We start from the raw sequence: 20,862 nt of genomic DNA on the forward strand, positions 1-20,862 counted from the left end.
TGGTACTGGGTGTGGCGCCGCAGTACTTCCTGGATCTGGCCGGCAATGCGGGGGTGTTCGTGCGCTGACCCTGGCGCACGTTTGCACCGTGGTGGGCCCGCGTACCACGGGGGGGTGGCGGGGCCCCCGGCGGGGCCCCCCGCCACAGTCATGCCCGTACCCAGGGATTTTGCGGTATCCGCCCACGACTCCTCCTCCTGCCCCGGGTGACAGTCAGGGTAATGACCGACAGGTCCCGCAGCCCCGGTGATGCCAGGGTGGTCGAAGACTCTGGTGGCCGTCACGACCCGCAACGGGCTCGGCATCACAACAGGTTTCGAACCACGGAGGGACGTATGGGGGCCTTCGGCACGGCCGCGAGCGACTTCATGGAGGAGCGGATGAAGGGGCTCGCGGAGGAAACGGTCCAGGAAGGCTTCGTGATCCTGCCGGGCGCCCAGTTGCGCCCGCTGCTGCCGGAGAGCGAGTTCACCGCGTTCGCCCGGTTCTGGTCCGACCTTCCGCTCGACACGACCCTGCACGACGGCGGACGGTACCGCCACCGCCGATACGGCCGGCTGCGTGTCGAGATCGGTGACGACGGAGCCGAGTTCGAGGTCCTGCCGCACAAGACCTTCCGGCAGGACGGGATCCCGCTCTGGAAGGGCGCGGACCGGGAGTTCGCACCCGCCGGGGAAGAGGCCCTGCTGCACCCGGCGATGACGACCCTGGTGGGCTTCGACACCGACCTGGCGCGCAGCATCACGGGGCGGCGGAGCTGGGAAGTGGGAATCCACCTGATCCGTATGGTGGCCAACGCCGGGGAACAGGGCCTGCCGACACCCGAGGGACGGCACCGGGACGGACACTGCTACATCGGCATGCACCTGGTCCGCCGCGAGGGCTGTGTGGGCGGCGAGTCGACGGTGTACCCGGACAGCGGCGAAGCGGTGCGGCTCACCCTGACCGAACCCATGGACTCGATCTTCGTCGACGACCGGCTCGTCACCCATGAGGTCTCGCCGACCGTGGCGGTGGGCGAGACGGGAATCCGGGACATGCTGCTCGTCGACATCAACCCCCTCGGCAGCGACGCATGACACGGCCGGCCGGCGCGGACGAGATCGAGCTGCTGAGCTCGATGGTGGCCGTCCCGTCGTTCTCGGGCCAGGAGTGCGAGTTGGCCGGCCTGCTCACCGAGCGGATGGCGGCGATCGGCTTCGACACACACGTCGACGCGGTCGGCAACGTGCATGGTGAGGTCGGCGATCCGAGCGGCCCCGAGGTCCTGATGCTCGGCCACATCGACACGGTCCCGGGCACGCTGCCGGTGCGACTGGACGGTGACGTGCTCACCGGCCGGGGCTCGGTCGATGCCAAGGGCTCGCTGGCCACCATGATCTGTGCCGCGGCCCGGCTGGCGGACCGAATCCAGGGACGCCTGGTCGTGATCGGCGCGGTCGGGGAGGAGGCCACCTCGCACGGCGCCCGGCACCTCCTGCACCGCAGCGCCCCCGACGCCCTCATCATCGGCGAACCCAGCGGGGTGCACTCCATCGGGATCGGCTACAAGGGCGTCTTCCGGTTCCGGATGGAGTTCACCCAGCCGCCGGCCCACACCAGCTCCGACCAGCCGACCGCGGCCGAGGCGGCGTTCGCCTTCTGGCAGACCCTGCGTACGGAACTCGCCCCGGAGCACCAGGACGCACCGCTGTTCGACCGCGCCCTGCCCACCATCGTGGGGATGACCGCGGACCTGGAGCGGGCCCAGCTCGAGATCTCCTGCCGTACCCCGCTCGGCTTCGACGCCCCCGCCCTGACGTCCTGGCTCGGGGCGGTGCCCGGCAGCCGGGTCACCGTGATCGAGGAGGTGCCGGCCGTGCGTGCCTCCCGCACGAATCCCGTGGTGCGGGCCCTGGGCGCGGCACTGTCGAGCAGGGGCGCACGTCCTGTGCCCAAGCTCAAGCTCGGCACCTCGGACTGGAACGTGGTCGCGCAGTACTGGCCGGTGCCGACGGCCGCCTACGGGCCCGGCAACTCCCGGCTCTGTCACAGCGACGACGAACACATCGAGATACCCGAGTACCTGGCTGCCATCGATGTGCTGACCGATGCGTTGCCACGGCTCGTCGATTCGCTGCGCTCTGCTCCGGGTCACCATGACGCCGCGCAGACGGGAAAGGGAGCGTCAGACAGTGACCGCAGAACCCAAGAAGCTGGCCGTCCTCACCTCGAGAGTGCGACTGGAGGAGCGGCTGCTTCTCGCTGAGCTGCGCAAGCGGGACATCGACTTCGACCAGATCGACGCCCGGAAGTTCTTCGTGCGGCTGGACAACGGGGAGCCGCTGCGCCTGCCGTACGGGGGAGCGCTGAGCAGGGAGATCTCCCACACCAGGAACCTCTACGCCTGCCGGCTCCTGGAGCACGGCGGAGTCCCGGTCGTCAACAGCTCGCAGATCATCGGCCTGTGCGGTGACAAGCTGCTCACCACGCTGGCGCTGCGCGAGGGTGGGCTGCCCACGATCCGTGCCCTGGCGGGACTGACACCGGAAGCCGTGCTCGACGAGCTGGACGACTTCGGATACCCGGCGGTGGTCAAGCCGCTCACCGGGTCCTGGGGGAGGCTGGCCGCACGGATGCACGACCACGAACAGGCCGAGGCGCTCCTGGAGCACCGGGCCGCGCTGTCCGGGCCGCAGCACCAGATCACCTTCGTCCAGCAGTACGTCGACAAGCCCGACCGGGACATCAAGGCCTACGTGTTCGGCGGCGAGGTGGTCGGTGCGATCTACAAGGTGCGGCACGACCACTGGCGCACCAACACCGCGCGCGGCGGCCGGGCCGAGGTCTGTCCCCTCACCGACGACCTGGTCAAGGTGCTGCAGGACACGGCCAACGCGATCGGCGAGGGCGTCCTGGGCGTGGATGTGATCGAGGACCGCGACGGCCGCCTCTTCGTCAACGAGGTCAACCACACGCCGGAGTTCCACGGGGCCCTCGAGGTCCTCGACGTCGACCTGGTGGGCGCCTACGTCGACTACGTCATGGGCCAGCTGAAGCTGTGGGGCGGCCGGTGAACCGGCTCGTTCCGGTCCCCCTCCAGGGGCCGTTGCCCTGCGCCGGGCAACTCGTCGAGGTGCCCGAGGGACGCTACGACTGGCTGCGCATCGACATGAGCCCGCCGACGCCGGCCGTCACCGACGGGACGGCATGGCTGCACTACGACAGCGGCGTCGACCCCGAGCACTTCGTGCTCCCGCAGGGCGGGCCCGCCCGCGTCTGGCTGCCGGTACCCCGCAGGCAGGCACTTCGGGCCGTACGGCTCCCGGTCGAACCGGCCCTCACCATCCGCACGATGGCCGCGGTCGTCTCGCGGCACAGCACCGAGAAGGGGGAGGCGAGGGCATGACCGATGCAGTAAAGCTGGCCATGTTCGGCGGCAGCCGCGTGGTCGGCAAACAGGACGTGACCAAGGAACTGGTCGGCTGGCCCGTGGTGACGGACCGGGAACACGAGGCGCTGCGCGGCGTCCTGGACCGGGGCCTGTTCACCTCCAACGACGCCGGGCGCGGTGAGGTCAGCGCACTCCAGGAGGAGTGGGCGCGATACGTCGGCACCGCGCACTGTGCCGCGGTCGCCAACGGCACCGCAGCCCTCGAACTCGCCCTGGCGGCACTGGACATCGAACCGGGTTCGGAAGTCCTGGTGCCCGCCCTGACGTTCATCGGCAGCGCGGTGCCGGTCCTGCAGCGTCGACTCGTACCGGTGTTCGTCGACATCGACCCGGTCACGTACACCATGGACCCGATCGCGGCGGAGAAGGCGGTGACCGGCCGGACCAGGGCCGTCATCGCCGTGCACCTGCACGGACTGCCGTGCGACATGGCCGCGCTGCGGGCGCTGGCCGAGCGGCACGGCCTGCATCTGGTCGAGGACGCGGCCCAGTCCCAGGGAGCCGCCTACCGCGGGCGGCGGACCGGCTCGATCGGCGACATCAACGCCGTGAGCCTGAACGTGGTGAAGAACCTGCCGACCTGCGGCGAGGGCGGCCTGGTGACCACCGACGAGGAGAAACTGCACGAACGGGTGGTGCTGCACCGGCAGTTCGGCGAGGACCTGCGGCCCGGCAAGGACCGCGACTACATCTCGCGCCTGCCGGCGGGCAACGAGAAGCTGAGCGCGGTGCAGGCCGCCTTCACCCGGTGCCAACTGACCCGCCTGGACGCCGACTCGGCCGCCCGTGACCGGGTGGTGCGGCGCTTTCTCGACAGGCTTGGCCGGCTGCCCGGAGTGACGGTGCCGACCTGCCCTGAGGACCGCACGCACGCCTGGCACATCCTGCGGCTGCGCTTCGATCCGGTCGCCGCGGGCTACCCCGAGCTGCCGCCCGGCGCGTTCCGTGCCACGGTGCAGCGGGCGCTGCGTGCCGAGGGGGTGCCGGTGCAGCCCTATCAGGTGGTCCCGCTGCCGGGGCAGCCCGCCTTCCGTGACCTGGGGGTGCCGATCACCGCCTACGAGGTCAGCCTGGCCGTGATCGACGACTCGGTCACCCTGCAGCGCTGGCATCTGAACCCGCGCTGCGAGCCGGTGCTCGATCTCGTCGTGCGCGCATTCGAGAAGGTGTGGGACCGACTGGACCAACTGGCCCCCGCGGCCGCCGCGATGGACCACCGGCCGCCGTGGCACCGGGTGATGAGCGGAGCGGTCCGGTGAGCGCCGAAACGCCGGGGACCGCCGCCGTCGCCGACCAGGCTCTGGCCGACCGCGCCTACCGGGTGCGGGAGCACGTGCTCCGCATGGGCGCATCAGAGCACGGTGCCCACATCGGCGGCAGCCTCTCCTGTACGGACGTACTCGTGCACCTGTACACGGAGGTGCTGCGGCTGCGGCCGGACGAGCCCGACTGGCCCGGCCGGGACCGGTTCGTGCTCAGCAAGGGACACGCCGCGCCCGCCCTGTACGCCGTGCTCGCCGAGACCGGCGTCATCGAGCCCGAGGAGCTGGAGACGTACACCCAGCAGGGCAGCCGCCTGGCGGGCCATCCCCTGGGCAGGCTGCCAGGGGTGGAGTTCCCCACCGGGTCGCTCGGGCACGGGCTGTCGCTCGGTGCCGGTGTCGCGCTGGCGATGCGCCGGCTCGGGCGCGACAGCCGCGCCTTCGTGCTGCTGGGCGACGGTGAACTGCAGGAGGGTTCCGTGTGGGAGGCGGCGATGCTGGCCGCCCAGTACCGGCTCGACAATCTGGTCGCGGTGGTGGACCGCAACGGTCTGCAGATCACCGGGGACACCGAGGACTGCGTCGCGCTGGAGCCGCTGGCCGAGCGATGGCGCAGCTTCGGCTGGCACGCCGTCGAGGTGGACGGACACGACCACGCCGCGTTGCGCGAGGTGTTCCGGACTCTGCCCGCGGTCACGGACCGTCCGACCGTGGTCGTCGCCCGCACGGTCAAGGGGCGCGGTGTCGCCCTGTTCGAAGGAAAGAAGAAGAGTCACTCCGTCCAGCTCACACCGAGGCTGTACCAGCGGGCGAAGGCGGGTCTGAGGGCAGGCAGGCAGTCATGAGCGAAGTGATCACCGACGTCCCCACGCAGGCTCCGTCGGAGTGGGCCCAGCACCATGCCGTGCCCACCCGGGAGGCCTACCGCCGCACCCTGCTCGACATGGCACGCCTCGATCCGCGGATCTTCTGCGTCGACTCCGACATGGGAGGTCTGGAGGACGGCTTCGGGCAGGAACTGCCCGACCAATACGTCAACGTGGGCATCGCCGAGGCGAACCTGATGGGGGTGTCCGCGGGACTGGCCCACTCCGGGCTGCTGCCGTACGCCAACACCATCTCCAGCTTCGCCGCGAGCAGGGCTGCCGAGCAGGTGAAGATCGACGTGGCGGGCAACAACCTGCCGGTCCGCATCGTCGTGACGCATGCCGGGGTGTCCGCCGGACACTACGGCCCCACGCATCACGCCCTCGAGGACATAGCGCTGATACGGCCACTGCCCCACATGACCCTCGTCGTTCCGTGCGACGCGGCCGAGACCGAGGCCGCAGTACGGGCCACGGCGGATCTGCCGGGCCCGCTGTTCCTCCGGCTCGGGCGGGCCCGCACCCCGATGGTCAACACGGAGCCGTACGAGTTCAGGGTGGGCGAGGCACGGCTGCTGCGGGAGGGTGAGGACATCACCCTGGTCGCCACCGGTCCGTACCCCGTGGTGATGGCCCTGGAAGCCGCTGATCTGCTGGCCCGACAAGGGTGCAGTGCCCGGGTGTTGAACATGCACACGATCAAGCCGCTCGATGTGGCGGCGCTGGGGCGCGCGGCCCGGGAGACCAGGGGACTGGTCACTGTGGAGGACCACGTGCGGATCGGCGGGCTGGGGGCCGCCGTGTGCGAGGCCGTCGCGGAGGACCATCCGTGCCCCGTGCGTCGCATCGGAGTGCCGGACGCCTACCTCGACTTCGTCGCCGGCGAGCGGAGCCTGCTGGAGCACGCGGGAGTGAGCCCGGAGCGGATCGCGGAGGCAGCCTGCGACATCGTCAGGCGGCGGGGGTGACCCGGTCATCGCCCGACCGCGGCCTGGTGGCGCGCGATCGGACTGCGCCACCAGGCCAGCAGCTCGGGGTGCGCCTGCCGTGGTGTGCGGAAGGCGGCGACCTGGGACGCCGGCCGGTCGAAGAACACCTCGCCGTCCCCCGTCGACCCGCCCTCCCGTACCAGGGTGCCGTGTACGAGGGGGAGTTGGGCTGTACCGGCGGACGGCCAGAAGTCGGCTCCGAGCGAACTGACGGTCCCGGCGGCCGGTACTTCGCCGCCGGACAGCAGGCGGGGACGGCAGACCGTTCCGCCGGGCGCCGTCCGCCAGTCGAGCAGCAGGCCGGGGCCGGCCGGAGCGGCGTCGTGCGCGACCGGCGTCGGCTCCGCACGCGGATCGCGCTCCATCCGCACCTCGGACAGGGGTTTGTCGCCGGCCGGGAAGTGCCGCACGGTGCGGTAGCCGACGCGGGCGTAGAACGCCGGGTTGCCCCGCTCCACCACGGCGTCCAGCGCCACCCGGGACACCCCGCGCGCCAGTGCCTCCGCCTCCAGCTGCCGCAGCAGCCTGCGTGCCGCCCCGGTACCCCGACAGGACGGGGAGACGGCCAGCCGCCGCACCTCCCAGACCTGGGGGGAGCTGCGTACGGCCCGCACGGTGCCCACCACCCGGCCCGAGAGCTCGGCCACCCAGAGCAGTTGTCCGGCGGCGAGGTCGTCCAGGAGTTCGCCGGTGTGGACCCGGGCCCCGTCGGCGGTCGGCAGACCGGGCACGAGATCGCCCGCGGAATAGGCGGCCCTGATGACCCGGGACACCGATTCGGCCAGTTTTCCCGGAACGGAACTTATGAGGTTCACGTGCATCCCCAAATGATAAGCACCGTCATAGATGTGTCGGCTGTCTGTGACAATCTCGGTATCGGAAAGTCCGGCGCCGGCGACGAATACGGCTTCAATATCTGGCGCAACACGTTCCCTGCCGAGGACCTTCCCGCTCCGGGATCCTCGGTGACGGTCGCCGGAGTGGAATTCGAGTTCCCGCCGCGAGCGACCGGCAAAGGCGACAACATCCGCTGCCGTGGGCAGCTGATCAGCCTGCCGCTGGGACCCTACGACTGGTTCTACCTCCTCGGCGCCGCCGAACGGCGCACCGAGGACGAGGTGGAGCTGCACTACGCCGACGGTGCGACACGCACCGAATGGCTGCGGATGTCGGACTTCTGGCCCGAAACCGAGGCCTGGTTCGGCGAACCAGAGGCATTCCGTGCGAAGGGCCTGCGCTACCCCCGGCACACCCAGCAGGGGCATCGGCCCGTCATCTGGCAGCAGCGCATCCCGGTGACCGTGCCGGGGGAGCTCGTCGCGCTGCGCCTGCCGGACAACCCCGCCATGCATGTGTTCGCCCTCACCGCGGTGACGGACACGGAGGTGCGCCGTGCGGGTTGAACTGGACCAGGTCCGCCACTGGCGGCACGAACTCGGCCACTGCCTGCACACCACCGCCGGGGTGCTGGTCGCCCAGCGCGGATGGGACCCCGTGGTCGTCCTCGGTGCCGCCTGGGGGTTCCACTATCCGGGCGATCTGCGGCGGGAGGAGTACTACCTGCCCGGGTTCGCCGACTCGCTGTTCAGCGGTCTGGCGCCCTATCACGGGATCCGCTCGCGCTGGCGCACTCCGGCGGACGCCGCGCAGGGCTGGCAGGAGGTACGCGCCGAGCTGATCGCGGGCCGCGCCGTCGCCGTGGCCGCGGACAACTACCACCTGCCGTTCCGGCCCGCGTACCGGGACGTGCACACCAACCACCTGCTGGTGGTCCACGGCTTCGACGACGAACGGGCCGAGGTCCTGGTGGCCGACCCGGTGCCGCCGGCCTTCCAGGGGTCGATCCCGCTGGATGCCCTCACCGCCGCCCGAGACTCCGGGAATCCGGCGCGGCACGACCGCGACATGTTCTTCACCGCCAACCCGATCGGCAACCGCTGGCTGCAGGTGGACTTCCCGTCCTCGCCCCCGGAGTTCGACCCCGCCTTCGTCCACCGGGTGATCACCGGGAACCTGCGCGGCCTCACCGCCCCGGTCGATCCGCGGACCTCGGGGCTGGCCGGTCTGGACGGCTTCCTCATCGGCGCCTGGGAGCGGCTGCCGGACACCGAGGAGGTGGTGGACGAGGTGTTCATCGTGGCCGGACCCGTCCTCGCGGTGACCGGCCTGCACGCCTCCTTCCTGGAGCTGTCCGGACGGCGCTTCGGCGACAGTCGTCTGCTGGAGCTCTCCCGGCTCGTCGACGCGGTCGCGCACCACTGGTCGGCGCTGCGGATCGCGGTCGCCACCGCACGTTCCGACCGGGCCGGCGCCGTGGCGGGCCTGCGGCGCCGCTCGACCCGGCTCGTCGCCGCTCACGAACACGCACTGGAAGCCATGGCGGACTACCTGTCAGGGGTTTCCCCTACTGTCCCCGAGCCCCCGATTTCGACAGCCTCTAGGTGTTGAATGCGTTCCCATGGGTGGAGGAAATAAATGATCGTGGCCTGCCCTGAATGTGTCTCGGACGTGGAAGTCAAGGAAAAGCCCGAGCTCAACGAAATCATCGAATGCGGTGATTGCGCGGGTGAACTCGAAGTCATTTCCGTCGACCCGCTGCTCGTCGCCGTGGCGCCGGAGGTCGAGGAGGACTGGGGCGAGTGATCAGCGTCGGGGTGGTCGGCGGCGCCGGCTATATCGGAGGAGAACTGCTCCGTATCCTCTCCGGACACCCGGAGGTGGACATCACCGCGGTCACCTCGGCCCGGCTGGCCGGCCGCAGGGTGGACGGAAGTCACCCGAACCTGCGGGGCCGCGTCGATCTCGCCTACGTCGCTCCGGAGCGACTGCCCGAGTGCGACGTGCTGTTCCTCACCGGCTCGATGGGCACGGACACGGACCATCGCCGCGCGCTGGTGGCCCGGGCCAAACACGTCTACGACCTCAGCCCGGACCTGCGGCTCACCGACCACGACCGGTACCGGGAGTTCTACGGCGAGCATCCCGCCCCGGAACTCCTCGGCACGGCGACCCGAGGGCTGCCGGAAGCCGACCGTGCGGCGCTGCGCACCGCCGACTCCGTCAGCGTGCCCGGCTGCATGGCCACGGCCGCCATCCTGGCCCTGCGGCCGCTGGCCGTCGCCGGACTGCTGGAGCCGCGCGTCACGGTGGACGGCAGGGTCGGCTCCAGTGGCTCGGGCGCCTCGGCCGGTGAGATGAACCTGCACGCCGAACGCAGCGGCGTGCTGCGGGTGTTCGCCCCGCTGAACCATCGCCACCAGGCCGAGATCGCGCAGGCGACGGGCCTGGACGCGCGGATGACGGCCACCGGCGTGGACGCCGTCCGCGGAGTCCAGGTGCTCTGCCGGGCCACCGCGAGCCGTGACCTCACCGAGGCGGACATCCGAGCCGCCTATCGGGCTGCCTACGCGGCGGAGCCGTTCGTCCGTGTCGTCACCTACAAACGCGGCAACTACCGGCTGCCGGAACCGAAGATCCTGATCGGCTCCAACCACTGCGACGTCGGCTTCGCGCTCGACCCCGCCGACGGCCAACTGCTCCTGGTCGGCGCACTCGACAACCTGGTCAAGGGCGGCGCCGGGAACGCCGTTCAGTGCCTGAACATCCGGATGGGCTGGGACGAGTCGCTCGGGCTCGACTTCCCCGGACTGCACCCGGCTTGAGGTGGTTCGATGACTGACGAGATCACGGTGGTCAAGTGCGGCGGCGGGCTCTCCCACGCCCAGGAGGACATCTGCCGCGACCTGGCGCGCCTCCCGGTCGGCCGCACGGTCCTGGTGCACGGCGGGGCGGTCGAACTCGACCGGCTCGCCGACCGGCTCGGCGTGCCGCAGCGCCGGCTGACCACGCCGAGCGGTTCGTCCAGCCGGTACACGGACCCCGCCACCCTCGAGGTGCTGCTGATGGCGCTGGTGGGCAAGATCAAGCCCGCGCTGGTGGCCGCGCTGGCCCGGCACGGCGCCCGGCCGGTCGGACTGACCGGGATGGACGCGGGGTTGGTGACCGCCAAGCGCACCGCCGCCCACCGTGCCGTCCTGGACGGGCGCACCGTCGTCGTCCGAGACGACCACAGCGGCCGCATCCGGGACGTCGACCCCGCCGTGCTGGACACCCTGCTGGAGTCCGGCTGTCTGCCCGTCCTCTCCCCGCCCGCGCTCGGCGCCGACGGGGCCGTCAACGTGGACGCGGACCGGCTGGCCGCGGCGATCGCCGGTGCGCTGGCCGGCACCCGTCCCGTACGGCTCGTGCTGCTGACCGCCGCGCCGGGGGTGCTGCGCGATCCCGCCGACGAGAGTTCCCTGATACCGCGGATCGAGCTCTCGGACGAGCCGGTGACCGAGGCGGCGGTGCACGGCGGCATGACCGCGAAGCTGCAAGCCGCCCGCGCGGCGCTGGACGCCGGGGTGGACACGGTGGTGATTGCCGACGGCCGCGTCCCCGACCCGGTGAGCGCCGCGCTCGACGGCGCCGGCACCACGGTCAGGTTCACCGCAACGCTCGGGAGTCTGTGACATGTCCAATCCAGCGAACAACGGCGGGAAGAGCCTCGCGGACACCCGCAAGAGCCTGCTCGCCCTGCGCGCCCGTCAGCGCGCAGGCGTGCGGGGCACCGGCGAGCGTGTGGTCCCGGTGGCCCGCGACCGGGAGCTGCCGCTGTCGTTCACCCAGCAACGGCTGTGGTTCCTCGACCAGCTGGATCCCGGAAAGGCCGTCTACAACGCCCCGATCGTCCTGTCGCTCCGTGCCGACCTCGACGAACAGGCGCTCGGCAGGGCGTTGAACGCGCTGGTCGACCGGCACGAGATCCTGCGCACCCGCTATCCCCTGCGCGACGGCGTGCCCTACCAGGACATCGCGGAGCCGCAAGGTGCCGTGCCGCTGCCCGTGACCGACCTCAAGGGCGCCGGCGACGAAGAGGTCAGGGGTTTCCTGCTCGGTCTGGTCCAGGAGCCGTTCGACCTCGAGAAGGGCCCGGTCCTGCGCCCTCACCTGGTGCGCACCGCGGCGCGTGAGTACGTACTCGTCCTGGCCCTGCACCACATCGCCAGCGACGGATGGTCCCTGCCCATCCTGGTCGGCGAGCTGTTCCATCTCTACGAGGCGGAACACACCGGGACGCCGGCGCAGCTGCCCGAACTGGCCGTGCAGTATGCCGACTACGCCGTCTGGCAGCGCGGCCGCGTCACCGGAGCCGTCCTCGACGACCACCTGACGTACTGGAAGGGCCGGCTCGCCGACCTGCCGACCCTCGACCTGCCGACGGACCGGCCCCGCCCGCCCGTTCCCTCCGGCGCCGGTGCCACCACGGACCGGCTGTTGCCGCCGGAGCTGGGCGGCGCCCTGAACCAGCTCGCCCGGACCGAACGGGTCACGCTGCTCACCGTGGTGCTGTCCGCGTTCATGGCCCTGTGCGACCGCTACACCGGTCAGGACGACATCGTCCTCGGCTCGGTGTTCTCGGGCCGCGAGCGCCCCGAGATCGAGTCGCTGGTCGGCTTCTTCGCCAACACGGTCGTGCTGCGCTGCTCGACGGCCGGCGACCCGACGTTCCGCGAACTCCTCGCCCGCGCCAACGAGGCCGTCCTCGGCGCCCACTTCCATCAGGAGCTGCCGTTCGGCCGACTGGTCGACGAGCTGCGCCCCGAGCGCGATCCGAGCCGTAACCCGCTGTTCCAGACGTCCTTCACGCTCCAGCACGCGGGCGTGGAGTCGGCCCGGATCGGGGACGTCGAGGTCGCCGCGTACCCCGCGGACGGCGACACCGCTCGCTTCGATCTCGCGGTCCAGCTCACCGAAGTGCCTGAGGGCCTGCGGCTGTGGGCGGAGTACTCCACCGATCTCTACGACGCGGACCGGGTGGAACGGCTCTTCGGGCACTACGAACGGATCCTGTCGGCGGTGGCCGCCGACCCGGACCTCCCCCTCAGCCGGCTGCCCATGCTCACCGAGCCGGAGCACGAGCGGCTGTCCGGGACGAGCTGCAGCACCGCGCCCGTACCGGATGGATGCCTGCACGAACTGTTCGAGTCGGTCGTGGACCGGTCACCCGACGCCGTGGCCACCTCCTTCGCCGGCCGCCGTCGCACCTACCGGGAACTGGAGCAGGACGCCAACCGGATGGCATGGTCCCTGCGCCAGGCCGGCACGGGCCCAGAGAGCGTGGTCGCCGTCCTGCTGGACCGGGGCCCCGAGCTGCCCGCGGCCTTCCTCGGCATCCAGAAGGCGGGCGGCGCCTACCTGCCTCTGGACCCCGACCACCCGGCCGCCCGCTGGGAGAGCGTCCTGACCGAGGCACGTTGCACCACGGTGGTGACCACCCGCGACCAGGCCGCCCTGCTCCCGACCGGTGTCACAGCCGTCTGCGTGGACGACCCCGCCCTCGACGAGCAGCCCACCGAACGGCCGCACCTCGGCGTGCGACCGGACAACCTCGCCTACGTGATCTTCACGTCCGGTTCCACCGGGAAACCCAAGGGTGTCCAGGTCGAGCATCGGAGCATCGTCAACTTCACCCGGGCGAGCATCGACATGTTCGCCCTCCAAGTGGGCGACCGGGTGCTTCAGTTCGCGAACCCGGCCTACGACGTCAGCCTGTTCGACTTCTTCAGCTGCCTGTGCTCCGGAGCCCAACTGGTGCAGGCGCCCAAGGCGACCCTGCTGGACCCCGACCGGCTGGCCGAGCTGATGCGCACGGAGCGGGTCACGGTCACCGATCTGCCGCCGGCCGTTCTCGGACTGCTCGACGAGAGCACCTTCCCCGAACTGCGCGCCCTGTTCGTGGGACTCGAGGCGTTCCCGGGCGAGCTCGTGAACCGGTGGAACATCCCGGGGCGAGAGTTCCACAACGGGTACGGCCCGACCGAGGCCACCGTCGCCTGCATCGACTACCTCTGCCCCGACGGCACGTACACCAGCATGCCGCCGATCGGCACCCCGATGGCGAACTACCGGGCCCACGTCGTGGACCGGTACGGCAACCCGATACCGGACGGCATCCCCGGCGAACTCCTCATCGGCGGCGTCGGAGTGGCCCGCGGATATGCCCACCAGCCCGGGCTCACCGCTGAGCGCTTTGTGCCCGACCCCTTCGGCGCCCCCGGCGCCAGGCTGTACCGCACCGGGGACCTCGTGGTCCGGCGGAGCGACGGCAACCTCGCCTTCCTGGGCCGGGTGGACAACCAGATCAAGATCCGCGGGCTGCGCGTCGAACCCGGCGAGATCGAGCAGGCGGTGCAGGGCCATGACGCCGTCGACGAGGCCGTGGTGATCGTGTCGGGTTCCGGCGCGGACGCCCGGCTGGTGTGCTATCTGACCGTCAACGCGGGCCGAGAGGTCACTCCCGAGGAGCTGCGCAGGCACCTGACCGGACTGCTGCCCGCCCACCTGGTCCCCGCGACCTTCGTGGAACTGCCCGAGCTGCCCCGGGCCGGCAGCGGGAAGCTGGACCGCAAGCGGCTGCCGGAACCCGGTGCGGGCGCCGTCCGCAGGGCCGTACCGCCCAGCACCCGGACCGAGCTGATGCTCGCCGAGATCTGGCGTGAACTGCTCGACGGGACGCTCGAGATCGACGTCCACGACAGCTTCTTCGCCGTCGGCGGCAACTCGCTCAAGGTGACCCAGCTGGCCTCCCGGATCCGCACGGCGTTCGGTGTGGAGGTGGAGCTGCGGGAGCTGTTCGTCCGGTCCACCATCGCCGAGCTCGCCGAACTCGTGGAGACGAGCGAGCTGGACGAGGCGTCCGACGACGAACTGTCGGCGATCCTCGCCCACTTGGAGGAGACACAGTGACCAGCTCCGCACCTGCGGTCGCCGTCAGCCACGACTCCTTCCGGCAGGAGGTGCGACGGTTCTTCCGCGGCCCCGAGGCACAGCGAACCCTCGCAGCCGTCGCCGGACACCGGCCCGACGAGGAGGCCGCCCGTCTCGACCTGTACCGGCTCCTCGGCGAACGCGGATGGCTCGCCCCGAACTGGCCGGTCGCCTACGGCGGCCTCGGCCTCGGCGCCCCCGAGGCGGCGGTCGTCACCGAGGAGATGACGCTCGCCGGAGTGCCCGACGACGTCCACGTCCTGAGCATCGACATCGTCGGCATGTTCCTGCTCAAGGCGGGCACCGAGGAGCAGAAGAGCCGGTATCTGCCCGCACTCGCCCGTGGTGAGCAGACAGCCAGCGTCCTGTTCACGGAACCCGAGGCAGGCTCCGACCTGTCCGCGCTGCGCACCCGGGCGGAGCGCGACGGGGAGGGCTGGCGGCTGTACGGCACCAAGGTCTTCAACATGAAGACCCAGTTCGCCGACTTCTCGCTGTGCGCCGCCCGCACCACCGACGGCGCGGTCGGCATGCACGGGATCACCCTGTTCCTGCTGCCGGTCCGGTCACCCGGCGTGCACATCGAACCGGTGCCGAGCATCCAGAACGACCGCTTCAACCTGGTGGTGATCGACGGGGTACGGCTCACCGCGGCGGACGTCGTCGGAACCGTCGACGAGGGCTGGTGGCAGCTCAACGAACTGCTCCAACTCGAGCGCACGGGCATCGACTTCCACGGCAAGGCACGACGGCTGCTCGACCTGGTCATCCGGCGGGCCGCCGAGACGGGCCGGCTCACCGATCCGGCCTACGCCCTGCAACTGGTCGAACTCGACGCCAAGTTGCGGGCCGCCCGCGCCCTGGCCTGGGAAATGGTCCACAATCTCGCCGCCGACCGGGCCGACCCGGTCACCTCGGCGATGTCGAAGTGGTACGCGAGTGAGCAGTTCCGGCCCATCCTGCGCGCCGGGATGGACCTCGAAGGCGCCGGCGGTGTCCTCTCCGCCTGGGACGGGGAAGCGCCCGCGCAGGGACTGCTGGAAGCGAACTACCGCCTCGGGCCCGCCCACCGCCTGGCATCGGGCACCTCCGAGATCATGCTCTATCTCATCGCGACCAATGGACTGGGTCTGCTGTGAACGTCGCCGAACTCTTCCACGAGGAACTCAATCCGGTCCTGCGTCGACTCGGCGCCCGAGCCAAGGGCGCCGGGCCCGTACCGCCGGACGAGGAGGAGACCGAGGTCCGCCGGGGCGTGTGGTCCACCCTCGCCGAACTGGACGGCCTGCGCCCGGCGCTGCCGCCCCGGCTGGGGGGACCGGCCGACGCCATGGCGGGCCGGGTCCGGGCGGCCGAGCTGATGGGACCCGCGCTCTATCAGAGCCCCTACCTGGACACCATGATCGCGGCCGACCTGCTGGCAGCCGACGGCCGTCATGACAAGCTCCTCACCTCGATGGCGTCGGGGGAGCGAACCTGCGCCCTCGCCGTGCGGGAACACGGCACGGACGAACCGGGCACGCCCGCGCCCCTCGCGCCGGACCGGGCACGCGGCCTGGTCAGCGGCACCCGGCGCTTCGTCGCCTTCGCCGCCGAGGCCGACTTGCTGCTGGTGATCGGCGGGGACGGCCACGCGCTGGTCCCGGCCGACGGACCCGGCGTCCGCCTGCACCGCCAGGACGACATCGGGCGCGGGGACCTCTACCGGGTCACCCTCGACGGCGCGGTGGTGGTCACCGACGGTCTGATCACCGCGGGACCGCACTACTCTGCCGCCCTGGCCCGCGGCAGGCTCCAACAGGCCGCCTATCTCACCGGCCTGACACGCGCCGCGCTGGAACTCACGGTCGCCAGGCTGCAACAGCGCTCGGCCTTCGACCGCCCGCTGACCAAGCAGCAGGCTCCCGCCTTCCGGCTCGCGGCGCTGGCCGCCGAGGCCACCGCCGTGAGCAGTCTGGTGCACGCGGTGGCCGACGACGCCGACACCGGGGCGGACATACGGCTGACCGCCGCGCAGGCCCTCTTCCTCGCCGCCGACCTGGCTCGCGAGGCCACGGCGGAGGCCGTGCACCTGCACGGCGCCGCCGGACTCACCGAGGAGTACGACGTCTCGGTGTTCTACCGGTGCGCCGCCGTGGAGTGCCTGCGGCTCGGCAGTCCGACCCAACTGCGCCTGGAGGCAGCCCGGTTGCTGGCCGCGGCGTACGAACCGACCTCGGAGTGACCCATGAACGCGCTCACGGACCCGGTGCCGCTGCTCCAGGACCTGATCCGCATCGACACCACCAACCCGCCCGGCAACGAGATCGCCTGCGCCGAGTACCTGATCGACCGGTTCGCCCACCGCGACGACCTGGACATCAAAGTGCTGGGCCCGAGCCGGGACCGGGCGAATCTGATCGTACGTTTCCCCGGCCGCGGCGCGGCCCCGCCGCTGCTCCTGCACGGGCACTCCGACGTCGTGCCGGTCACCGGCCAGGACTGGCAGCACCCGCCCTTCGAGGCCAGGCTCGTCGACGGTGAGGTGTGGGGCCGCGGTTCCGTCGACATGAAGGGCGGCCTGGCGATGATGGTGTCGTCGCTGGCCCGACTGCACGAGGCGGGGCAGCGGCCGGCCGGAGACGTCGTCCTCGCGGTGGTCGCCGACGAGGAGCACGGCAGCATCGCCGGAGCCCGGTGGCTGACCCGCGAGCACCCCGAGCTGTTCTCCGGGATCCGGTACGCGGTGGGTGAGGAGGGCGGAGCGGGCATCGAACTCGGCGGGCGGCGCTTCCATCCGATCGTGGTCGCGGAGAAGCGCGCGTGCTGGTTCCGGGTGACGTTGCGGGGCCCCGGCGGCCACGCCTCGCGCCTGGCGCCGCCGCAGACCCCGATGCGGCAGCTCGGACACCTGCTGACCGCCCTGAGCGGCGTGCGGCTGCCGCGCCACCTCGGTCCGGCCGCCCACCGCATGCTGACCGAGCTGGCCGGCCACCTGCCCGACCCGCTCGCCGGCCGGCTGCGCTCCCTCCGGGACGACGACGGTGACGCGCCTCCGGCCGGGCTGCCGGAGGACCAGGCCCTGCAGATCGACTCGTTGCTGCGCAACACGGTGAACCCCACCGTCGTCCGGGCCGGCGACAAGATCAACGTGGTGCCGGGCGAGATCACCGTCGACCTGGACGGCCGCATCCTGCCCGGCGACCACACCAGGGAGGAGTTCGTCTCCGAACTGCGGGCCCTGATCGGCCCCGAACCGCCCCTGGAGCTGCTGGTGGAAGGCTTCGCCGTGGACCAGAGCCGGATCCCGGAGCCCGAGTTCGGCGGCTTCTACGAGACGCTTGCCGACATCACCCGCAAGGCCGACGCGGACGCCGCGCCGCTGCCGATGATGTCGCCGGCGTCCACCGACGCCGGTTTCTTCGCCCAGTTGGGCATCCGCTGCTACGGCTGGCTGCCGATGAGGGTGCCGGCGGGCAGCCCGTACCGGACGCTGCTGCACCGCGCCGACGAGCGGATTCCCGTCGAGGCGCTGGAGTTCGGCACCCAGTGCATGACCGCGCTGCTGCGCGACTACCGGTAGCCGTAGCCGGCCACCGAGGTATTCCTTCACTCCGCGGGAGCCAAGATGACCGAAGACCTTTTCGTGCTGCCCGCCTCGTTCGGCCAGCAACGGCTGTGGCTGCTGGAACAGATCCAGCCGGACACCCCGCTGTACAACGAGGCGGTGGGACTGCGGCTGCGCGGCGGCCTCGACCCGGACGCCCTGGCCGCGGCGATGACCGAAGTGGTGGAGCGGCACGAGGTGCTGCGGACGGTGCTGGAGCTGGAGGGAGCCGAGGTCGTGCAGGTGGTGCGCGCGCCGTCGCCGGTGCGGCTCACCGTCGAGGACGTGGACGGCGGCCACGACGCGGCGCTCGCCGAGGCGCGCCGCCTCGCCGCGACCCCCTTCGATCTGGGGCGTGGACCGCTGATCCGCTGTCGGCTGATGCGGGTGGCTCCCGAGGAGCACCTGTTCGCCGTGGTGGTGCACCACGCGGTGGCCGACGGCTGGTCGCTGGGCGTGCTGCTGAGCGAGCTCACGGCGCTCTACCCGCCCGCGGTCCGGGGTGAACGGCTGGATGTGCTGCCCGAGTTGCAGGTGCAGTACGCGGACTTCGCGGCCTGGCAGAAGCAGCGCTGGGACGAGGGTGAGCTCGATGACCAACTGGCATACTGGAAAGACCAGTTGACCGAGTGTGAACCGCTCCGGCTGCCCGTGGACAGGCTCCCGGGCGGGACGCCGGACTACGGGACGGTGCACGCGCCGCTGGCGCCGCCCGCCCTCATGATCCGTCAGCTCCGGGCGGTCGCCTCGGACGGGGACGTCACCCCCTTCATGGTGGTGCTCGCGGCCTACGCCACGGTGCTCGCCCGCTGGACCGGGCAGCACGACGTCGTCGTCGGCCTGCCCTTCGCCGGTCGCACCCAGACCGAACTGGAGTCGCTCGTCGGCTTCTTCGTCAACACCCTTCCCGTACGCCTCGACCTGTCGGGTGATCCCGACTTCCTCAGCCTGCTCCGGCAGGTACGGGAACGCTGCCTGGGCGCCTACCAGCGCCCCGACGTGCCCTTCGAGGTGCTGGTCGACACCCTGAAGCCGCAGCGGCGCCCGGGCCGCACCCCGTTGACGCAGACCATGCTGGCCGTGAACAACACTTGGCTTCCCCAGGCGTTGGAGGCCGCCGGACTGAGGATCGAACCGGTGCCACTTCTCCAGGAGCGCGCCCACTTCGAGGTGACCGTCGATCTCGACGGAACCGACGACGCACTCAGTGGCTCAGTGGTGCTCCAGTCGGACCTGTTCGTCCAGGAGACCGCGGACCTGCTGGCCCGGTCCGTCGTCACCGTGCTGCGAGGTGCGTCGGCGAACCCCGGTGCGGCTGTGTCGCAGCTCCCCTGCCCGCTGGCCGACCGCAGTCCGGCCGTCACGGCGGCCCCGGAGGCGCAGGAGTCGGCGCAACGGGAGCCGCTGCACCGCGAGAAGCTCGGCGGCCGGCCGAGCACGCAAACCGAGGTGCTGCTCAGCCGGTTGTGGGCCGAGGTGCTCGACCTCGAAACGGTCGGCGTCGACGACGAGTTCTACGCCACCGGCGGCAACTCCCTGCGGGCCGTCCGCGTGGTGATGCGTGCACGGGAACTCGGCGTCGAGCTGCCGGTGGAGAAGGTGCTGGGGGAGCACACCATCCGGGAGCTGGCGGCCACGGTCTGAGCCGCCGGCCCGGTCTCACAGCTGCCGCAGCCGCCAGATGGTGCGGTTGGCGACCGGGATCACCGACGCCAGCAGGACGAAGGGCGCCAGCCACAGCGTCGTACGCGCACCGATGCCGTCGACCAGCACGCCGGCGAGTGCCGCACCGATCGGGATGGTGCCGAAGTTCATCAGCCGGTAGGTGGCGTTCATCCGCGCGTGCAGCTCGGGCGGTGTGACCTTCTGGCGCACCGTCACGGCGATCACGCTGCCCGCGGCGGAGCCCGCGTACCCGAGGAAGAGGCCGGCCGCGGACGCCCAGAAGACCGCTGTGTCCGAGCCGGTGTACAGCGGCAGCAGGAAGTAGGCGTTGGTGGAGAAGGCCAGAGCGACCAGCAGACTGGGGCCGTAGCCGATGCGCTCGAACAGGAAGGGCACGCAGACGGCCCCGAAGATCGCTCCGACCCCACCGATCACGGTGACCAGACCGTAGGCGAACGTGCCCATGTCGAGCTGACGCACGAAGAAGACCAGAAAGGCCACGTTGACCAGCGATCCGCCGGCGTTGTAGATGGCCGCGTGGAGGGCGATGGCACGCACCGGCGGATTGCCGAACACCGCACGCAGGCCCTCGGCGAGCTCCCGGCGCAGATCTCGCTCGGCGGGCGGCGGCTCGGGCTTCTCCCGGGTGCGGACCGCGATCATCGCCACCGCGGAGACCAGATAGCTCAGCGCGTCCAGGAACAGCACACTGGCCGCCCCGAACGCGCCGGCCAGCCAGCCACCACCACCCGGACCCATCGTCGCGCTCACGGCCTGATCAGCGGTGAGCTTGCTGTTGGCCGAGCCGAGGTGTTCCGGCGCGACGAGGCGCGGCAGGTACGACCGGGCCGCGATGTCGTACACCACGCTGAGAGCCCCCACGAGCACGGCGACCACATAGACGTGCGCGAGGGAGAGCACGTCGAGCACGGCGGCGACCGGGATGGTGACGACCAGCACGAACCGGGCGAGGTCCGTGGCGATCATCACGGGCCGGCGGGCCCGGCGCTCCTGCCATACGCCGACGAACAGCGGCAGCAGGAAGAACGGCAGCGTGTAGAACGCCTCCAGCAGCCCGATCTGGGTGCCGGAGGCGTCCAGTGTGCTCACCATCACCAGCGGGAGGGCGAACAGCGTCATCTCCGAGCCCAGTTGCGACACGAGGTCGCCGGTCCAGAACAGACGGAAGTCCCGCTGCTTCAGGAGGCCGCCCGGCGCGGGCGCGGTCTGCGTCATGCACGTCTCCCGAAGG

19 protein-coding genes are annotated in these 20,862 nt (G+C 71.2%); 17 read left to right on the plus strand and 2 right to left on the minus strand.

Annotated elements, in window-relative coordinates:
- The first annotated feature begins 335 nt into the window (after positions 1-335).
- The 7 genes from ACWGDB_RS24985 to ACWGDB_RS25015 are packed head-to-tail and all read left to right on the plus strand — an operon-like array spanning position 336 to position 6,529.
- The gene (locus tag ACWGDB_RS24985) at positions 336-1,079 is read left to right on the plus strand and encodes a 2OG-Fe dioxygenase family protein (RefSeq protein ID WP_453824440.1); all 744 of its coding nucleotides are present in this window, start codon (positions 336-338) and stop codon (positions 1,077-1,079) included.
- Complete coding sequence (locus ACWGDB_RS24990; protein ID WP_453824441.1) at positions 1,076-2,248, plus strand: M20/M25/M40 family metallo-hydrolase; 1,173 nt, start codon at positions 1,076-1,078, stop codon at positions 2,246-2,248. Before ACWGDB_RS24985 ends, ACWGDB_RS24990 begins: the two co-directional genes overlap by 4 nt.
- Complete coding sequence (locus ACWGDB_RS24995) at positions 2,175-3,056, plus strand: RimK family alpha-L-glutamate ligase (RefSeq protein WP_383598317.1); 882 nt, start codon at positions 2,175-2,177, stop codon at positions 3,054-3,056. The genes ACWGDB_RS24990 and ACWGDB_RS24995 overlap by 74 nt, the downstream gene beginning before the upstream one ends.
- Positions 3,053-3,388, plus strand: coding sequence for a hypothetical protein (locus ACWGDB_RS25000; protein WP_453824442.1), 336 nt, complete (start codon positions 3,053-3,055; stop codon positions 3,386-3,388). The genes ACWGDB_RS24995 and ACWGDB_RS25000 overlap by 4 nt, the downstream gene beginning before the upstream one ends.
- The gene (locus ACWGDB_RS25005; RefSeq protein ID WP_453824443.1) at positions 3,385-4,692 is read left to right on the plus strand and encodes a DegT/DnrJ/EryC1/StrS family aminotransferase; all 1,308 of its coding nucleotides are present in this window, start codon (positions 3,385-3,387) and stop codon (positions 4,690-4,692) included. Before ACWGDB_RS25000 ends, ACWGDB_RS25005 begins: the two co-directional genes overlap by 4 nt.
- Entirely contained in the window at positions 4,689-5,540 is an 852-nt protein-coding gene (locus ACWGDB_RS25010; protein ID WP_453824444.1) for a transketolase, read from the plus strand. The genes ACWGDB_RS25005 and ACWGDB_RS25010 overlap by 4 nt, the downstream gene beginning before the upstream one ends.
- Positions 5,537-6,529, plus strand: a complete 993-nt coding sequence (locus ACWGDB_RS25015) for a transketolase family protein (protein WP_453824445.1) — start codon at positions 5,537-5,539, stop codon at positions 6,527-6,529. The genes ACWGDB_RS25010 and ACWGDB_RS25015 overlap by 4 nt, the downstream gene beginning before the upstream one ends.
- A gap of 5 nt (positions 6,530-6,534) precedes the next feature.
- Here ACWGDB_RS25015 and ACWGDB_RS25020 read toward each other — a convergent pair whose 3' ends face one another.
- On the minus strand, positions 6,535-7,371 hold the full coding sequence (locus tag ACWGDB_RS25020; RefSeq protein WP_453824446.1) for a GNAT family N-acetyltransferase: 837 nt from the start codon (positions 7,369-7,371) through the stop codon (positions 6,535-6,537).
- Positions 7,372-7,398: 27 nt separating this feature from the next.
- On the opposite strand from ACWGDB_RS25020, the gene ACWGDB_RS25025 reads away from it, so the two are divergent.
- Genes ACWGDB_RS25025 through ACWGDB_RS25070 form a run of 10 tightly spaced genes read left to right on the plus strand, consistent with a single transcriptional unit; the run spans position 7,399 to position 19,589 of the window.
- Complete coding sequence (locus ACWGDB_RS25025) at positions 7,399-7,953, plus strand: hypothetical protein (RefSeq protein WP_453824447.1); 555 nt, start codon at positions 7,399-7,401, stop codon at positions 7,951-7,953.
- The gene (locus ACWGDB_RS25030; RefSeq protein ID WP_453824448.1) at positions 7,943-8,998 is read left to right on the plus strand and encodes a BtrH N-terminal domain-containing protein; all 1,056 of its coding nucleotides are present in this window, start codon (positions 7,943-7,945) and stop codon (positions 8,996-8,998) included. The genes ACWGDB_RS25025 and ACWGDB_RS25030 overlap by 11 nt, the downstream gene beginning before the upstream one ends.
- Positions 8,999-9,025: 27 nt before the next feature.
- Complete coding sequence (gene lysW, locus ACWGDB_RS25035) at positions 9,026-9,193, plus strand: lysine biosynthesis protein LysW (RefSeq protein WP_453824449.1); 168 nt, start codon at positions 9,026-9,028, stop codon at positions 9,191-9,193.
- Positions 9,190-10,212 carry an N-acetyl-gamma-glutamyl-phosphate reductase gene (gene argC / locus ACWGDB_RS25040; RefSeq protein WP_453824450.1) on the plus strand — a complete coding sequence of 341 codons (1,023 nt, stop codon included), beginning with the start codon at positions 9,190-9,192 and terminating at the stop codon, positions 10,210-10,212. Before lysW ends, argC begins: the two co-directional genes overlap by 4 nt.
- Positions 10,213-10,221: 9 nt before the next feature.
- A complete protein-coding gene (locus ACWGDB_RS25045) occupies positions 10,222-11,061 on the plus strand; it encodes a [LysW]-aminoadipate kinase (RefSeq protein ID WP_453824451.1) in 840 nt (279 codons plus the stop codon).
- Position 11,062: 1 nt separating this feature from the next.
- Positions 11,063-14,338 (plus strand): non-ribosomal peptide synthetase, encoded by a 3,276-nt coding sequence (locus ACWGDB_RS25050; RefSeq protein ID WP_453824452.1) that lies wholly within the window; start codon positions 11,063-11,065, stop codon positions 14,336-14,338.
- Positions 14,335-15,498 (plus strand): acyl-CoA dehydrogenase family protein, encoded by a 1,164-nt coding sequence (locus tag ACWGDB_RS25055; protein WP_453824453.1) that lies wholly within the window; start codon positions 14,335-14,337, stop codon positions 15,496-15,498. Before ACWGDB_RS25050 ends, ACWGDB_RS25055 begins: the two co-directional genes overlap by 4 nt.
- Entirely contained in the window at positions 15,495-16,583 is a 1,089-nt protein-coding gene (locus ACWGDB_RS25060; RefSeq protein ID WP_453824454.1) for an acyl-CoA dehydrogenase family protein, read from the plus strand. The genes ACWGDB_RS25055 and ACWGDB_RS25060 overlap by 4 nt, the downstream gene beginning before the upstream one ends.
- A 3-nt stretch (positions 16,584-16,586) precedes the next feature.
- Positions 16,587-17,921 (plus strand): M20/M25/M40 family metallo-hydrolase, encoded by a 1,335-nt coding sequence (locus ACWGDB_RS25065; protein ID WP_453824455.1) that lies wholly within the window; start codon positions 16,587-16,589, stop codon positions 17,919-17,921.
- 45 nt (positions 17,922-17,966) lie between these two features.
- Positions 17,967-19,589 carry a condensation domain-containing protein gene (locus ACWGDB_RS25070; RefSeq protein WP_453824456.1) on the plus strand — a complete coding sequence of 541 codons (1,623 nt, stop codon included), beginning with the start codon at positions 17,967-17,969 and terminating at the stop codon, positions 19,587-19,589.
- A gap of 15 nt (positions 19,590-19,604) precedes the next feature.
- Here the strand turns inward: ACWGDB_RS25070 and ACWGDB_RS25075 are convergent, their stop codons facing one another.
- Entirely contained in the window at positions 19,605-20,846 is a 1,242-nt protein-coding gene (locus ACWGDB_RS25075; RefSeq protein WP_453824457.1) for an MFS transporter, read from the minus strand.
- Positions 20,847-20,862 lie beyond the last annotated feature (16 nt).

The organism is Streptomyces sp. NPDC055013 (assembly GCF_053608645.1).

Bases quoted from the DNA above. Each gene is read 5' to 3' on its own strand.
- ACWGDB_RS25045 (WP_453824451.1), top strand. From the start codon at position 10,222: ATGACTGACGAGATCACGGTGGTCAAGTGCGGCGGCGGGCTCTCCCAC.
- lysW (WP_453824449.1), top strand. From the start codon at position 9,026: ATGATCGTGGCCTGCCCTGAATGTGTCTCGGACGTGGAAGTCAAGGAA.
- ACWGDB_RS25050 (WP_453824452.1), top strand. From the start codon at position 11,063: ATGTCCAATCCAGCGAACAACGGCGGGAAGAGCCTCGCGGACACCCGC.
- ACWGDB_RS25020 (WP_453824446.1), bottom strand. From the start codon at position 7,371: ATGCACGTGAACCTCATAAGTTCCGTTCCGGGAAAACTGGCCGAATCG.
- ACWGDB_RS24985 (WP_453824440.1), top strand. From the start codon at position 336: ATGGGGGCCTTCGGCACGGCCGCGAGCGACTTCATGGAGGAGCGGATG.
- ACWGDB_RS25065 (WP_453824455.1), top strand. From the start codon at position 16,587: ATGAACGCGCTCACGGACCCGGTGCCGCTGCTCCAGGACCTGATCCGC.
- ACWGDB_RS25075 (WP_453824457.1), bottom strand. From the start codon at position 20,846: ATGACGCAGACCGCGCCCGCGCCGGGCGGCCTCCTGAAGCAGCGGGAC.
- ACWGDB_RS25070 (WP_453824456.1), top strand. From the start codon at position 17,967: ATGACCGAAGACCTTTTCGTGCTGCCCGCCTCGTTCGGCCAGCAACGG.
- ACWGDB_RS25015 (WP_453824445.1), top strand. From the start codon at position 5,537: ATGAGCGAAGTGATCACCGACGTCCCCACGCAGGCTCCGTCGGAGTGG.
- ACWGDB_RS25005 (WP_453824443.1), top strand. From the start codon at position 3,385: ATGACCGATGCAGTAAAGCTGGCCATGTTCGGCGGCAGCCGCGTGGTC.
- ACWGDB_RS24990 (WP_453824441.1), top strand. From the start codon at position 1,076: ATGACACGGCCGGCCGGCGCGGACGAGATCGAGCTGCTGAGCTCGATG.